We start from the raw sequence: 15940 nt of genomic DNA, 5'->3' as shown, positions 1-15940 counted from the left end.
CATATTGCCACTTTTTTATACCGAAATATACACTTTTTGGCAATTTAACAGAGCCTTTTTTAATATTATTTTATCACAAGTTATTAACAATCAGATTGTTAATTTGTTTTTAAGGAATGACTATTTAGTTTATCTCCCAAATCAAACAAAGTATCTACAACTAAATCCGCATTTTGAGGACTTTCTTCAAAAATGTAATCATAAATAGATTGCATAGAAAATATAGAATCTTCTGACCATTCTACGGGTTTCATTTGCGTTTCAATTTGCTTTTTGCCTCGGTGGTTGAAAAACCAACGGCCCCTGAATCTGAGGCAATCATTATTTCGTCTAAATGATTTTTATATTGTTTTACAGAGAGTGGCTTACCGGAAGTTGTATATGTAAAAACATCCTTATCAAGTAATTCTTCTATTTGATTTAGCAATGTCAAATCAGAAACATCTAAAATCCTGTGAACAATATTGTTGCGTTGTGTGATCAGATTCATAACTTTATTTTTAGATTATAAAATTCATTTATACTGCTAAAACTTAACGTCTATTTTTTCAGAAATCAATTGGTCATTTTGATAATATTCAAAAAACCACTCATTGCCTTTAGAAACTAAGGCTCCTTGAATATCGCCTTTTTTAGCCATATAACTATTGGCATTCGAAGTTTTATAGACCTTCATCACCACTTTTGGCTCACTATCGATTAGTTGATAACCGTAGGAAGTTGGTTGCGCATAAAGCAATCCGCTTGATTTTTTATCTATTGTTGTAGTCGCTGCAGTTGTAGTTGGCACAGCAACAACAGGAACGGCGACAGCAGCTGGAGCTGGAGTAGTAACTGGAATCGCAACGGCCGCGGCCGCAGGAAGCATTGTCACTGAAGGAACCGCCGAAGTTGGAGCAGGAATGGCAGGAGCAGCCATTACAGGTACCGATTGAGCAGTCAAGCCTCCTTTAGGACTAAAATTTGTATTCCCATTGTAGGCATAATTCAAACCATACACGTTGTCAAATGCTAAATTCAAAGCATCCGCATACGCAGCTTCAAACTCTTTTTCTCTACTTTTTCCGATAGGTGATTTGTAAACCTCGGTACCATAGCAATCTTTAAAAGTAATAAAAAGTTTAGTCACCAAAAAGGCATTATCCTTCTCTACATTAATATACAAAAGGCTGCAACGATCCGTAATATCACCTGGGATAGTTTCGGTGGCATAAAAAGCCTGGAAATGCGCTTTTTGCAAATTCATTTTTGTAATTGTCTGAAGTCGGTATTGGTTATCCGTTTTTTGAAAATCATATTTCAAAGGGATAATCACACCTTTATAATCATTTATAGATTGCGCAAAACCAAAGTTGGCAAACAAAAGCAACAGTATCAAAATATTCTTTTTCATATATATAAATTTAAATTTTTTAGCGGTCAAATATGTTATCGCCTTATTTCTTATTAGTGTTTGTTTGCAACAAACTCCTTAATAGTGGCGATTTCATAATTATAGGTGTTTTTTAAGTTCTATTAAATGGTTAATCTGTTTAATGTTTTCGGCCACTGGAACATTATTTTCATTAAAAAAAATAGCATCCAAACCAGCATCCAATGCGCCTTGCACATCGGCTTCGATGCAATCTCCAATCATAATGCTATTCTCCTTTTTTGCTTGCGCCAAATCTAAGGCATAATCAAAAATTTGTTGATTGGGTTTTTTCACCCCAGCCATTTCCGAATTGGTCATGGTTTTGAAATAATGCGAAATATACGAATTATCTAATTTATTTCCCTGAATTTCTGCAAAACCATTGGTGATGATATGCAAATTATATTTTCCCTTTAAATAATCCAATATTTCGATGGTCCCATCAAACAAATGATTGAATTTTGGTAAATAATGAATATATTCTACCGATAGTACCTCAATTACTTCATCGGAAATAGGAAAATGAATCAAGTCAAATGCATCCTTTAATCTACCGTAACGAAGTTGCTTTTGGGTAATTTCATCTTTGCGATAGCGTTCCCAATATTCCCGATTTATTGGCACGTAAAACTTCAAGAATTCGTTCATATCCACATCCAACTCCTGCATTTTGAAAACGGTTTCAAATGCTAAGGCTGAATTCTTTTCGAAATCCCAAAGCGTATGATCTAGATCAAAAAAGACGTCTGTAATAGTACTATTCATTGTTTTCATTTCTTAAAAAATTCCTTCATCGTTAAAGCTAAAAAAGCCATTCTCGGTAACAATAATATGATCGAGCACATTAATATCCAAATTTCTCCCTGCTTCTTTTAACTTTTTGGTAATCTGTTTGTCGGCATCACTCGGAATCAATGTTCCCGAAGGATGGTTATGGCATAAGATTAATGCAGTAGCACCCAATTCGAGAGCGGTTTTAAAAACCAAACGCACATCGACTAAAGTTCCTGTGATTCCCCCTTTTCCTTGTTGCGATTTCGAAAGCACTTTGTTCGAATTATTCAAATACAAAACCCAAAATTCTTCGTGTGGCAATTCGCCAATGATGGGTTGCATCAATTCGAAAATCATTTTACTTGAAGAAATTTTCTTCAATTCGATGGCCTCTTCTGCCCTTCTGCGTCTTCCTAATTCCATCGCGGCCATAATCGAAATGGCTTTGGCCTCACCTATTCCCTTGAATGTCATCAACTGCGAAATGGTTAATTTCCCCAAAGCATTCAAATTGTTGTCGACACTCGCCAAAATCCTTTTGCTCAATCCCACCGCCGATTCGTTTCGGCTTCCAGAACCAATCAAAATGGCAATCAATTCAGCATCGCTCAAAGCACTTTTGCCTTTCAGCATTAGTTTTTCACGAGGTTTATCGTCTTCGGACCAATTCGTTATCGGAAAATTAGTTTGTTCCATTTTTAAGTTTGCAGTTTGCAGTTTACAGATTTCAGGTAGTTGCTAAACTGCCGTCTGAAATCTGCTACTTGATTACTAAATCTTTCACCTCATCAAAATTTAATCCGCCATAGTTTCCGGAGCTCATCAACAACAAAGCAGAATTCTCTAGATTTTGATTGAATAAAAAGGTTTTAAATTCAGCTGGATTCGTATAAATAATCAAATCTTCCCTATTGAAAGCCTTGGCGATTTGCTCATAAGTCACTTCTTCGAGTTGCTTGATTTTTACCGCATCTGGCGAATAGAAAACCACCGCAACATCAGCATATTCTAATGCGCCTTCATATTCTTTCAGAAATTCTGCATTTAAACTGCTGTAGGTGTGCAATTCCAAACAAGCCACCAAAGTTCGGTTTGGATATTGTTCTTTCACGGCTTTTGTGGTGGCGGCTACTTTGCTTGGTGAATGGGCGAAATCTTTGTATGCAACTTTCCCTTTCCCTTCTGCAATTTTTTCCAAACGTTTGGATGCGCCTTTGAAACTCGCAATCGCTTCATAAAAATCAGCTTCGTCAACACCCATATTTTGGCAAATCCATTTGGCTCCAGCCAAATTGTTCAAATTATGTGCTCCAAAAACTTCGATTGGCATTGCGCCTTCTGGGGTTTCCAAAAGTGTAACTCCATCTTTCACTTCGTATTTTGGGGTCGTGTATGGTATTTTTCGAATTGGATTCGTGGCAGCTTCAGCCACTTTTTTCACTTCAGAATCTTCTTCATTGTATACTAAAATCCCTCCATTTGTAATTTTGGCTATGAAGGTTTCAAACTGTTCCACATAGAAATCATAAGTTGGAAAAACATTAATATGATCCCAAGCGATTCCAGAAATCAAGGCGATATTCGGCTGATACAAATGGAATTTTGGTCTTCGGTCTATTGGCGAAGACAAATATTCATCGCCTTCGAGAACGATAAAATCATTCTCTTCGGTAAGATGAACCATCGTATCAAAACCTTCCAATTGAGCCCCAACCATATAATCGACTTCAATATTATGATAATGCATTACGTGCAAAATCATCGAAGTAATCGTAGTTTTTCCGTGTGAACCACCAATCACCACGCGGGTTTTGTTTTTGGATTGTTCGTACAAAAATTCTGGATAGGAATAAATTTTCAAACCCAATTCTTGTGCTTTTAGCAATTCTGGATTATCGGCTTTGGCGTGCATTCCGAGAATTACGGCTTCGATATCTTGAGTTATTTTTTCGGGAAACCAACCCATTTCGGCTGGCAAAATTCCTTTTTTGGCCAAACGCGTTTTCGAAGGTTCAAAAATGGCATCGTCGCTTCCCGTAACTTGATATCCTTTGTTGTGTAAAGCCAAAGCCAGATTGTGCATCGCGCTTCCGCCAATGGCAATAAAATGAGTTCTCATAATTTCTTAGTTCTTTATATTTTAATTTTAGCCGCTTTTTCAGGCTGATTCATTTTATTCTTGTACAAACTAGCTAACATTTTATTGCCCGTTTTAGTACTTCCCGCAGCAATTGCTTTTTTATATTGTGTTTCTGCCGATGGGTATCTTTCGAAATGTTCTTCAATTTGGCCTCTGGACAAGAACCCGTCAACAGGCGACAATTTAAGCAATTCATTCGAATATTTAATGGCTTTTGTTTCGCTTCCACCTACAATTCCAGGTAATTGAATGTATATCATCACCAATGCCCAACGTGCTTCAATGTGTTTTGGATTCAACGCAATTGCTTTTTCGAAAGATGCTTTCACTTCACCAATCAGACCGAGAGCCCTGAATTTATTGGATTCTTTGGCTTTCATCCCAAGTACACCACCGTATTTGAAATAATAATTGGCTTCGGACGGCTTCAATAGTTTTAGCTTTTTATAATATACAATGGCTTTGTCCCAAGCTTTTTGATGCCCGGCAATGTCTCCCAAGTATTCTAACGTTTTTAAATGATTAGGATTTTCTTTTAGAGAACTCTCAAAAACAGGTTGTGCCTGTTCGTATTTTCCTTCTTTGAATAATTTCTCGCCTTTATCGAAATTGGGTTGAGCCAAAATTAATAAAGGGAATACCAAAAAGACCACTATTATTTTTTTCATCTTTCAAAAATAAGAAAATACAGGAATTTTCGTTAGTATTTAAGTAAAATTTAGTAAATTGTAACAGAAAATATTGACTGTTATTGAACATCAATACCGAAAACCTACAATGAAAAAAATCTTATTTGCTTTCCTTCTGATTTCAACGTCATTCTATGCTCAAAATTATGAGAAAAACTGGAATAAAGTAATCGAAAATGAAAATAACGGCAAAATTAAATCGGCCAATGCCATTGTCAACAAAATTCACAAAAAAGCTATTGCCGACAAAAACGAGGTGCAAATCATCAAGTGTTTTTTCTATGAATCGAAATATTTACAAGTAGTTGATGAAAATGCGCAAACCAAAATCATAAACAATTTAAATGCCGAAATAGAGAAAGCTTCCATCCCTTCGAAAGCGATTTTAAATTTGGTTTATGCCAAGTGTTTGAGTGATTATCAAAAGCAAAACTACAACTTAGTTTATAGCAGAACCAATACTTTAAGTCTTGATGATGATTTCTCAACTTGGACACGTACTGATTTTACCAACAAAATCAACACTTCTTTTGAAAACACTTTAAAAGATGAAGACATTCTAAAATCAACTTCACTAGCCCAATATGAAGAAATTTTCGATATCATAACTTTAGAAGAATTCAAGAAAGAAAGCATATTCGATTATCTCCAACAAGAAAATATTTCTTTTTACACCAAAAAAATAGAACAATGGAGTATTCAAAAAAGAAAATTCATAATACACGAAAAGGAACTCTTGGGAAAATCGACAGATTTCATAAAATTGAATTTCGATTTTATAAAAGATGAAAACCTAAAAAAAGTACTTGTATTGTATCAAAAGCAGGAAATCAATGCTGCAACTTTAGAAAATCAATTCGACAGAATGCAATTTTGCAATACTTATTTACTAGATTCTAAAGATGTATTTATGAAGTCATTAATTCTTCTTCAAAAAGAATCCAAAGACCTAATCTTGACCCAAAAAATACAATTCGAAAAAGCCGTCATTCTCAACAATATAGCTTCGAAAGTAGCGCATCCCGATTACAAAATACAAGCCATTGCAACACTTGACAGTATTATAAAAATCAACAATCGTTCGAATGCGCAAAAACTAGCTTTACAAAAAAAGCAAGATATAAATTCCAAAACACTTAACATCCAGCTCCAAAAATACAGTCATCCCGATGAGAATACCAGAGCTTTTATTTCGTACAAAAACTTGGATAGCCTATCTATAACTATTTATGAAATTGACCAAAAAACCATAAAAGAGTTTCATAATTCTCGTTACAACAAAGACATTTTTGCCAGTACGATCATCAATGACAAAAAAGTGGTAGCTGCCAAAAATTATCTTTTAGAAAATAAAAAAAACTATCTTGAATATACCACGGAAGTACTTTTGCCCCAACTCAAGACAGGAAGCTATTTAGTTCGCTTTGAAAGTGAATCTGGTACAAAAGGCAAAAAGACATTTGCCTATGAAACAATTACCGTTTCCAATATAGCCTTATTGGCTTGGCAAAAAGACAAGGAAGAAAACTATCAAGTTCTAGACAGAAAAACAGGCAAACCGCTAGAAAATGTCAGCCTAAAAACCCCAACATTTTCAATTAAAACAGGAAAAAATGGGATTGCTGTTTTCGAAAGAAAAAACACCAATAGTTACGATTATAGATACGAAAATATTGAATTGGTTCACGAAGGAGATTCCATTCAACTCAACAAAAACTATCTTAGCAACTTCAATCCTTATGCTAACGAAAATGAAACAAAAGCCAAACTCGAATTTTATTTGGACAGAGCCATTTATCGTCCCGGGCAAACTGTTTACTATAAAGGAATTGCATTTTTAAAAAAACAAAACAAAACAAAAATTATTACCAATACTTCTTTTAAAATTAAAGTCAAGGATGCCAACAATCAAGAAATCAAGACTTTTGATGCTGTTACCAATGAATTTGGTTCGTTTTCAGGAGAGTTTGTTTTGCCAAAAACTGGCTTGACTGGCACATTTAAAATTGAAGCCGTAGGCCATTATCCCTACGACAACAAAACTATTTATGACAAAATAAAAGGCGAACATCCTCTTTGGGACGGTTCTGGATTTGAATATTCTAAGATAAGTTTCAAAGTCGAAGAATACAAACGTCCCAAATTTGAAGCAAATTTTGAACCCACAAAAGAAATATTTCAAGTTAATCAAACAGTTAAAATTAAAGGAACTGCTAAAGCTTTTTCAGGAAGCAATATCTCGGATGCAAAAGTGAAATACGAAGTTAGGCTTACTCCTTATACTTTAAACAAAGGTAATTATTACAATCCCAATGGCCAATCTGAATCCATCTTAGTTGGCGAAACTCAAACAGATGCATCGGGGAAATTTGAAATAAATTTCATTGCCAAACCATTTGAAAATGCCACAAAAGAAAAGCTACCCATTTTTGAATACCGCATTGCAGCAACAGTCACCGACATCAATGGCGAAACGCACAAAACGTATACAAATATTAATATTGGATATCATTCCTTAAAACTTACTGCAACTATTCCGCAAAGAATTGAAACCAAAGATAAAAACGAAATAATATTGAACAGTACTAACCTCAATGGTGAATTTTTACCTATTCAAGGTGAAATTAAAATCTACTTTGTACGTGCTTTTTCAAAAAAATTCAAAAAGAGAGTTTTTCCAAAACCCGACATCGAAAGCATCATCAACGAAGATTTCGAGCGATTATTCCCTTTTGAAGACAATCAAAAACCTTTAACAGAGAAAGATTTTGGGACTTTAATTTTTTCTAAAAAAATTGATACTGAAAAAGATAAAAAATTAGCGTTAGATTTTATTTCCAATTATCAATCCGGAAATTACAAAGTTGTTTTTTCTTGTAAAGACAGTTTTAATAATGGTATTGAAAGTACCAGTGATTTTCAAATCATTCAAAGCAAAGACAGACTCAATCCGAAACAATTATTCACGATAAATCAAGTCAACACAAATCCTCTAAAAGATGGTTTTGCTTTGGTAAAAATCACTTCGGCCATTCCAGAATTATACCTTTCAATTATGGCTAATTATCAAAATAAATTGTTTTTTGAAGAAAATGCCTTTTTACAAAATGGAGAGTTATTGGTAAAAATTCCAATTAAAAAAGGATTTGAAAAACCCTTAAAAATAGGCTTTCAATGCTTTTATGACAACCAAAGTTTCAACAACGAAATAGAAGTACAATTGCCGAAAGAAGAACCGAATATGGAAATTATGGTCGAAAGTTTCAGAAATAAAATCCAGCCGGGAAGTTCAGAAAATTGGTCTTTTAAATTGAAAACCAAAAACACCACAAAAGAAGCCGAAATTCTCGCCTCGATGTACGATAGTTCTTTGGACAAAATCACAAAAATGGATTGGGACAAACTAGCTTTTAAAACGAATGAATACAACTATTTAAATTATAAAACTAGTATGGGTTTTGAAATAACTCATACTCCTTTAAGAAATTTGAATCCGAATTTGGCTCCACTCAACCTTCAAGACGAAGCAACCAAATTAATATGGTTTGGATTCAACTTCAACGATTCCTTCACACCACTGCAACTTCGAGAATATCAAAAAGAATTAAACAACAAAAGCAAAAAACCGCTAAATGCAAAAATGATTTCGGGAATTGTTTCTGATAAAAGTGGTCCTCTACCCGGCGTAAGTGTTGTCATAAAAGGAATCCAGCGAGGTACTCAAACTGATTTTGATGGTTATTACCAAATAGAGGCCGCCATTGGAGAAGAATTAACGTTCTCTTACATTGGACTTGAAACAAAAAAAATCATCATCAACTCTAAAGTTATTGACCTACAATTAACAGAATCAAGTAATAGTTTAGAGGAAGTAGTTGTTGTGGGATATGGAAGTGTCAAAAAGAAAGATGTAGTTGGATCTGTTTCTGCTGTGATTGAAGAAGACAATACTGTGTACAATTCCGCTGGAATAGATATGAGATTAGAAGATGTAATGCAAGCAAGAGCTGCTGGTGTTCAAATCAGGGGAACTTCATCTTTGACTGGCAGTAAAGCTATTCCTTTGTATTTATTAGATGGCATACCAATAACCGAAGAACAATTCAAATTACTTTCACCAACCGATATTATTTCAATCGATGTTCTAAAAGGAGACAAAGCCACCGCTTTATACGGAAGTAAAGCTGCAAACGGTGTCATCATCATCACGACCAAAAAAGCGCTTGAAGCTTTAACCCAAGTAAAAGCTAGAAAAAATCTATCTGAAACGGCTTTCTTTTATCCTAATTTAAAAACAGATGCTAAAGGGAAACTGAGTTTCAATTTCACCTCACCAGAAGCTTTGACGGCTTGGAAATTACGATTGTTGGCACACAATAAAGATGCGGTTACAGGTTATTTAGAAAAAAGTGTCATTACCCAAAAAGAGCTGATGCTCACTCCCAATTTTCCTCGTTTTTTCAGGGAAAAAGATTCGATTGTTATCACTGCAAAAGTGGCCAATATTACCAAAGATGCCAAAACTGGAATCGCTGTTTTGCAACTTTTCGACGCGACTACAATGCAAGCCATTGATGCCAAAATGGCAAATACCAATATCATCAAGAACTTCAATATTGCTGCTTATGGCAACACAACTGTGAGTTGGAAAATCTATATTCCAGAAGGATTGCAAGGTGTTCAGTACAAAGTTTTGGCAAAGGCAGGAAACTTTTCGGATGGTGAAGAAAATATTTTACCTGTTTTGACCAACAATATGCTCGTTACCGAAAGTATTCCGATTTGGGTTCGAGAGAATTCGAAGAAAGAATATACTTTCGAAAATCTAAAAAACAACAATTCGACCAGTTTACGAAACCATAAATTTACGTTGGAGTACACTTCGAATCCGTCTTGGATTGCTATTCAATCTCTGCCTTATTTGATGGAATACGAACACGAATGTGCCGAACAAACTTTCGCTCGGTTTTATGCCAATGCTTTGGCTGCGGAGATTATTTTGAGTAATCCTAAAATCGCCAGCTTATTTGAAACTTGGAGAAAAAACGGTAAATTGAATTCGAAACTCGAAGAAAACGAAGAACTGAAATCGATAATTTTGGCCGAAACGCCTTGGCTCAACGATGCTCAATCTGAAGACGAGAAAAAGAAAAACCTAGCGCTACTTTTCGATTTAGAAAAAATGAAAACTTCCCAAGAAGCGACTTTTGACAAATTAAAACAAAAGCAAAAAGCCTCTGGAGGTTTCGCCTGGTTTGACGGCAGCGACGAAAACGAATATATTACGAGACACATTTTGGCCGGTTTGGGACATCTTTCGAAACTAAGCAAGAACGAAAATAACGCTGCCAAAACCAAACAAATTGCGGCAACCGGCATTCCGTTTTTGGACCAAAAGTTTTTGCAATACCATAAAAGCAGAACCCAAAACTTAAAAACAACCGACAAATTGATTTGGATTAATCCGTATTCTGATTTGCATTATTTATATACTCGAAGTTTTTATTTAGAAAATTATCCGCTTTCGGATACTTTGAAAAAAGCAACAAAATTGTATCTCGAAACTGCCAAAAAAGATTGGTTGAACTATTCTTTATACGAAAAAGGATTGGCTGCTTTGACTTTAAATCGCTTTGGCGAGGCAGCAACTGCCAAAAAAATCATCGAAAGCCTGAAAGAAACCGCTTCGAACAATGAAGATTGGGGAATGTATTGGATTGCTAATAAAGCAGGTTGCTATTGGTATCAAGCGCCAATTGAAACCCAAGCGCTCTTGATTGAGGCTTTCGCCGAAGTGACCAACGACAATAAATCGGTGAATGCAATGAAAGTCTGGTTGCTGAAAAACAAACAAACAAAAAATTGGCCGACAACAAAATCCACCACCGAAGCTGTTTATGCTTTGTTGATGCAAGGAACCGATTGGTTGAGCTTGAAAGACAATACAGTAATCAAAGTTGGAGCGGAGAAAATCTTAACCAAAAAACTATCCGAAAACGAAAAAGAAGCCGAAACGGGCTATGTAAAACTCAACTGGAAAGCCGACGAAATCAAAAAGGAAATGGCAACTATTTCGGTCGAAAATAAATCGAAAGTTCCTGGTTTTGGTGGAGTTTATTGGCAGTATTTTGAGGATTTGGATAAAATCAAAACCAATTCTGGAGCTTCATTATCGGTTTCCAAAGAATTGTATTTGAAGAAAAGCACCGATAAAGGCGAAAAACTGGAACGAATTTCTACTACCAATCCATTACAACTTGGCGATTTAGTTTCCGTTCGACTAGTCATTTCTGCCAAAGAAGATATGGAATTTGTTCACTTAAAAGATATGCGTGCTTCTTGTTTTGAACCCGTAAATGTGCTTTCGGAATACCAATTCAAAGGCGGACTGGGATTTTATATGAGTACCAAAGATGCTGCGACTCATTTCTTTTTTGACTCCATCAACAAAGGAACTTATGTTTTGGAATACGACATTCGAGTAAATAATCAAGGTAATTTCTCCAACGGAATTACGACCATCGAAAGCATGTATGCTCCAGAATTCACTAGCCATACCAAAGGAATTCGAGTGAATGTAAAAAAATAAAAGCCCTTTCAATCCATTAAAAAATTCGTCTCGTTTTCAATAAACTTGGCGGATTTTTTGCTTAAAAACCAACTTAATCTTAATACTAAACAAACATTCACCTAACATTGCCCCCTTACTTTCGTAAAAACTTTATATGAATCGTAAAAGAAAAATACCCTTAGTGGTTATAAGTGATGTTCACTTAGGTACTTACGGCTGCCACGCCAAAGAATTATTACAGTATTTAAAATCCATTCAGCCCAAAACTTTAGTCCTCAACGGAGATATTATTGATATGTGGAGTTTTAGCAAACGCTATTTTCCTGTTGCCCATATGGAAGTCTTGCGTTATATCATAAAAATGTCCAATTCCGGAACTCGTGTGGTTTACATCACCGGAAACCACGACGAAGCCTTACGAAAATACTCGGATTTTATACTAGGAAATCTAGAATTAGTCGATAAACTCATCTTGGATTTGGACGGAAAGAAAACTTGGATTTTTCACGGCGATGTATTCGATTCTTCGACAAAAGGGTATGCTAAATTCTTGGCAAAATTAGGTGGTAAAGGTTATGATTTGTTGATTTTGATTAACAGTCTTGTTAATTGGATTTTGGTATCACTTGGAAGAGAAAAAAGAAGTTTTTCGAAAGTTATTAAAAATAGTGTAAAGAAAGCTGTTGCCTTTGTATCCAATTTTGAAACCACAGCAGCCGAAATTGCCATCGAGAAAAAATACAGTTATGTGGTTTGCGGACACATTCATATGCCTCAAAAAAAAATGGTGAAGACCAAACACGGAAAAGTGATGTATTTGAACAGTGGTGATTGGGTGGAAAACCTCACGGCATTGGAATATAAAAAAGAAAAATGGAAAATTTTTCACTACAAAAAATCTGATTTTTCACATGAAGACCCTAAGTATGATAAAAATATGAATGATATTGTTGCGAAAATTTTATCGAATTAAGAAGCCATTTTTTAATCCAATTACTTTCTAAATCTAAATCTATGAAAATATTTTATGCAATACAAGCCACGGGCAACGGACACATCAGTAGAGCCACCCAATTGTATCCTTATTTGAAAAAATTTGGCGAAGTAGATTTCTTTTTGAGTGGAAATAATGCCAGTTTGAATGCTGACTTGCCTATAAAATTCAGAAGTGCTGGTTGTAGTTTGCATTACAGCAAATGTGGTGGTTTGAATTATTGGGATATAGCCAAAAATATTCAACCGCTTCAAATGTATAAAGATGCCAAATCACTGCCATTGAAAAACTACGATGTCGTTATCAATGATTTTGATTCCATTACCTCATTGGCGTGCAAAATGCAGAAAGTACATTCGGTGCAATTTGGTCATCAAGCTAGTTTTGTGTCTGAAAATACGCCAAGACCTGAAAAAAGAAGCGTGATGGGTGAAATGATTCTTAAACATTATGCTCCTTCGCCCAAACATATTGGATTGCATTTTGAAAAATACGATTCCTTTATTCATCCCCCAATCATAAAGGACGAAATTGTACAAGCGGAACCTAAAAACCTAAATCATATCACTGTTTATTTACCGTCTTTTCAAAAAGATTGTTTGGAAAAAGCGTTCCATAAACTATCGGATGTGCAATTTCATTGGTTTTTGAATGATGTTCAGACGAAACATACCGTAGGGAACATTACATACTTTCCAGTCAATCAAAAACTATTTAATGAAAGTTTAATCAATTGTTGCGGCATCATTACCGGCGGTGGATTTGAAACCCCTGCCGAAGCTTTGTATCTTCGAAAAAAAGTATTAAGTATTCCCATTCGAGATCATTATGAGCAAGAATGTAATGCGGCAGCTTTAAAGAAAATGGGGATTCCTGTTGTTTATGAAGTAGGAGACAATTTTGATGAAATTATCGAAAATTGGCTCAACTCAATTGTCATTTATCCAAAAATGCAAGCCAATACTATTCCTGAGACTTTGCAGTTTTTGTTTGACACCTATAATAAAAGCTAATGTGAGTCAAAACAAATTATAAAAAAAACCCGTCGCAAATAATTTTGCAACGGGTTATAAATTAAAAAAAATACTACTATTTAGCTATTGTCATTTCATCGACAATATGTTTTGCTCCGGCATATTTATCAATCAACCAAAGTACGAATCGAATATCGACGTTGATTGTTCTTTGTTGTTTTTTATCAAAAATAACATCTCCAGCAATCCCCTCGATATTACCATCAAAAGCAAGTCCAATCAATTCGCCTTTTCCATTTAAAACTGGAGAACCTGAATTACCACCCGTGATATCATTATCTGTCAAGAAATTGACTGGCATGTATCCTGCTTTGTCCGCATATTTACCGAAATCTTTTGCTTTGTTCATCTCTAATATGCGAGCTGGTAGATCAAATTCATCGTCGCCAGCTTTGTACTTATTAACCAATCCGGTCATAGTCGTATAATTGTTGACTTTTGCATCATTTCTTTTGTCTGCTGGCAAAGCATTTACTTTGCCATAAGACAATCTCAAAGTCGAGTTGGCATCTGGATACTGAATGGTGTTTATTTTAGATTCGCGCAAACCTTCTACCAAATTACGGAACGCTTTTTCGAAACTATCGTCTAATTTTTGTTGTTCCTCTGATTTCGTTCTTGCTTTTTGAGCCAAGTCATTTGAAATAAGGTACAATGGATCCGAGCTAATGTTTTCTGGTTTTGGATCTTTCATAAAGACCAAAATAGTTTCTTTGGAAGTAAAAATACTTTTAGCAACTGCTTCGTTTACAAAATTTGTGAAGTCACCATTATTTTCTTGTTTCAATTTTGATACCATCGGAGAAAGCCCATATTCTGAACCTTTTGAAGTATATAAATTCAACTGCGCGGTAAAAACATCTTTTTCTAATGGAGCGTAAAATTTTCCGTAAACTGTTTCAATCAAAGCATTTAACCTTGGAAGCATTTCAGCTCTTTTAGCCTCATTTTCTTTGTAATACCCTAAAAGCGCATTCCCAACATTTGCAGGTGAAGGACCATAAGAGGTTGTTCTCATCAACTGTGCCAAGTAATTATCGTGACGTGCTTTCAGATTTGTTTTGGCATAATACTCATTAATCACTGCAATTACATTACCATATTTAGCTTTATTCTCCGGTTTATTGGCCCAAGTATTAAATTTAGCTTCTTCTACAGTTTTCGTTTTTACCGTGCCTGATTTGGTCAAGGCATCAATCATTCCTTGACGGTTTTTCCAGTAATTAGCCGTCGAAGCATATTTTGATGCATATTGCAAATTGACAGTTGCATCCTTATCCATATAGACTTTCATTCTGTCCATTCCCATTTTTGCTCCTTCAACCCAAGCAGGATAGGCATACTTTATATTTTGTTCAATACCATTAGCTGGCATCCAACGATTGGTTCTCCCTGGATAACCTAAAATCATGGCAAAATCATTTTCTTTTACACCATTTAAACTTATTGGCAAATGATGTTTAGGTTTCAGAGGTACATTCTCTGTAGAATATTCGGCTGGATTCCCGTCTTTATCGGCATACACTCTAAACATAGAAAAATCGGCGGTGTGACGCGGCCACTCCCAGTTGTCGGTGTCTTTTCCAAACTTCCCTAGACTTTCTGGTGGTGTTCCTACCAAACGAACGTCTTTATAATCTTGATAAACAAAATAATAATATTCATTTCCTTTAAAGAAAGGACGAACCGAAACCGTGTATTTCCCACCTTCGCTGTTCTCTTTTTCAATCAAAACAATCTCTTGTTGAATGGTTTTATTTCGCTCTGTTTCGGTCATTTTATCATTCACTTTAGATAAAATTCTTTTCGAAACATCATCCATTCTTACAAAAAATCGAACGTATAAAGATTTTGGTTTCATTTCGGCGCTTTTGTCCTTTGCCCAAAAACCATCTTTCAAATAGTTTTGTTCGGCCGATGAAAGTTCTGCAATAGCGCTGTATCCGCAGTGATGATTGGTCAAAACTAATCCTTCTTTCGAAACGATTTCGGCAGTACATCCCCCATTGAATTGCACCACGGCATCTTTCAAACTACTGTGATTGATGCTGTAAATTTCTTCGGTTGTCAACTGCAATCCCATTTTTTGCATATCACGGTGATTCAAACGTTCGATAAACATTAGGAACCACATTCCTTCATCTGCTTTAACAGAAGCGGGCACAAGCATTATCCCTGCAATCAGGGCAAAAATAAATTTTTTCATTTTTTAAAATATTAAGATTGAATAAACACATACTATAAATCGAAAAACCAATTTCTTATACCAAAACAGATTATTCACTAAAAATAGCCGAGCAAAAGTAATGATAATTAAGGATTTG

General features: G+C 35.3%; 11 protein-coding genes. 3 read left to right on the top strand and 8 right to left on the bottom strand.

All coding sequences use genetic code 11. The features are described from left to right. Positions 1–98 precede the first annotated feature (98 nt). The 7 genes from ACIQ1E_RS03320 to ACIQ1E_RS03290 form a co-directional block, all read right to left on the bottom strand. Complete coding sequence (locus ACIQ1E_RS03320) at positions 99–254, bottom strand: hypothetical protein (RefSeq protein ID WP_396168673.1); 156 nt, start codon at positions 252–254, stop codon at positions 99–101. Next, the gene (locus tag ACIQ1E_RS03315; RefSeq protein WP_396168671.1) at positions 251–490 is read right to left on the bottom strand and encodes a hypothetical protein; all 240 of its coding nucleotides are present in this window, start codon (positions 488–490) and stop codon (positions 251–253) included. Before ACIQ1E_RS03315 ends, ACIQ1E_RS03320 begins: the two co-directional genes overlap by 4 nt. Positions 491–526: 36 nt before the next feature. Next, positions 527–1393 carry a hypothetical protein gene (locus ACIQ1E_RS03310; RefSeq protein WP_396168669.1) on the bottom strand — a complete coding sequence of 289 codons (867 nt, stop codon included), beginning with the start codon at positions 1391–1393 and terminating at the stop codon, positions 527–529. Positions 1394–1492: 99 nt separating this feature from the next. Next, complete coding sequence (locus tag ACIQ1E_RS03305; RefSeq protein WP_396168667.1) at positions 1493–2179, bottom strand: YjjG family noncanonical pyrimidine nucleotidase; 687 nt, start codon at positions 2177–2179, stop codon at positions 1493–1495. A gap of 12 nt (positions 2180–2191) precedes the next feature. Continuing rightward, positions 2192–2884, bottom strand: coding sequence for a DNA repair protein RadC (radC, locus tag ACIQ1E_RS03300; protein WP_396168665.1), 693 nt, complete (start codon positions 2882–2884; stop codon positions 2192–2194). Positions 2885–2948: 64 nt separating this feature from the next. Continuing rightward, positions 2949–4307, bottom strand: coding sequence for a UDP-N-acetylmuramate--L-alanine ligase (gene murC / locus ACIQ1E_RS03295; RefSeq protein ID WP_396168664.1), 1359 nt, complete (start codon positions 4305–4307; stop codon positions 2949–2951). Positions 4308–4321: 14 nt separating this feature from the next. Continuing rightward, positions 4322–4996 (bottom strand): tetratricopeptide repeat protein, encoded by a 675-nt coding sequence (locus ACIQ1E_RS03290; RefSeq protein WP_396168662.1) that lies wholly within the window; start codon positions 4994–4996, stop codon positions 4322–4324. A 109-nt stretch (positions 4997–5105) separates the two neighbouring features. Between ACIQ1E_RS03290 and ACIQ1E_RS03285 the strand changes: the two genes are divergently transcribed. From ACIQ1E_RS03285 to ACIQ1E_RS03275, 3 genes are all read left to right on the top strand, one after another. Further along, positions 5106–11606 carry an alpha-2-macroglobulin family protein gene (locus ACIQ1E_RS03285; protein ID WP_396168660.1) on the top strand — a complete coding sequence of 2167 codons (6501 nt, stop codon included), beginning with the start codon at positions 5106–5108 and terminating at the stop codon, positions 11604–11606. Between the two features lie 136 nt (positions 11607–11742). After that, positions 11743–12561: a UDP-2,3-diacylglucosamine diphosphatase gene (locus tag ACIQ1E_RS03280; protein WP_396168659.1), complete on the top strand. Its 819-nt coding sequence runs from the start codon at positions 11743–11745 to the stop codon at positions 12559–12561. A gap of 41 nt (positions 12562–12602) precedes the next feature. Next, complete coding sequence (locus ACIQ1E_RS03275) at positions 12603–13595, top strand: glycosyltransferase family protein (RefSeq protein ID WP_396168657.1); 993 nt, start codon at positions 12603–12605, stop codon at positions 13593–13595. Between the two features lie 76 nt (positions 13596–13671). On the opposite strand, the gene ACIQ1E_RS03270 is transcribed toward ACIQ1E_RS03275, so the two are convergent. Next, positions 13672–15822, bottom strand: coding sequence for a S46 family peptidase (locus ACIQ1E_RS03270; RefSeq protein ID WP_396168655.1), 2151 nt, complete (start codon positions 15820–15822; stop codon positions 13672–13674). Positions 15823–15940 lie beyond the last annotated feature (118 nt).

The organism is Flavobacterium sp. (assembly GCF_044348915.1).
Classification (GTDB): Bacteria; Bacteroidota; Bacteroidia; order Flavobacteriales; family Flavobacteriaceae; genus Flavobacterium.
Note: the sequence above shows the minus strand (reverse complement) of the source record. Positions and strands in the feature narration are given on the sequence as shown.

Excerpts from the sequence above, each read along its gene's own strand:
- ACIQ1E_RS03320 (WP_396168673.1), bottom strand. The coding sequence starts at position 254 with ATGAAACCCGTAGAATGGTCAGAAGATTCTATATTTTCTATGCAATCT.
- ACIQ1E_RS03315 (WP_396168671.1), bottom strand. The coding sequence starts at position 490 with ATGAATCTGATCACACAACGCAACAATATTGTTCACAGGATTTTAGAT.
- ACIQ1E_RS03310 (WP_396168669.1), bottom strand. The coding sequence starts at position 1,393 with ATGAAAAAGAATATTTTGATACTGTTGCTTTTGTTTGCCAACTTTGGT.
- ACIQ1E_RS03305 (WP_396168667.1), bottom strand. The coding sequence starts at position 2,179 with ATGAATAGTACTATTACAGACGTCTTTTTTGATCTAGATCATACGCTT.
- radC (WP_396168665.1), bottom strand. The coding sequence starts at position 2,884 with ATGGAACAAACTAATTTTCCGATAACGAATTGGTCCGAAGACGATAAA.
- murC (WP_396168664.1), bottom strand. The coding sequence starts at position 4,307 with ATGAGAACTCATTTTATTGCCATTGGCGGAAGCGCGATGCACAATCTG.
- ACIQ1E_RS03290 (WP_396168662.1), bottom strand. The coding sequence starts at position 4,996 with ATGAAAAAAATAATAGTGGTCTTTTTGGTATTCCCTTTATTAATTTTG.
- ACIQ1E_RS03285 (WP_396168660.1), top strand. The coding sequence starts at position 5,106 with ATGAAAAAAATCTTATTTGCTTTCCTTCTGATTTCAACGTCATTCTAT.
- ACIQ1E_RS03280 (WP_396168659.1), top strand. The coding sequence starts at position 11,743 with ATGAATCGTAAAAGAAAAATACCCTTAGTGGTTATAAGTGATGTTCAC.
- ACIQ1E_RS03275 (WP_396168657.1), top strand. The coding sequence starts at position 12,603 with ATGAAAATATTTTATGCAATACAAGCCACGGGCAACGGACACATCAGT.
- ACIQ1E_RS03270 (WP_396168655.1), bottom strand. The coding sequence starts at position 15,822 with ATGAAAAAATTTATTTTTGCCCTGATTGCAGGGATAATGCTTGTGCCC.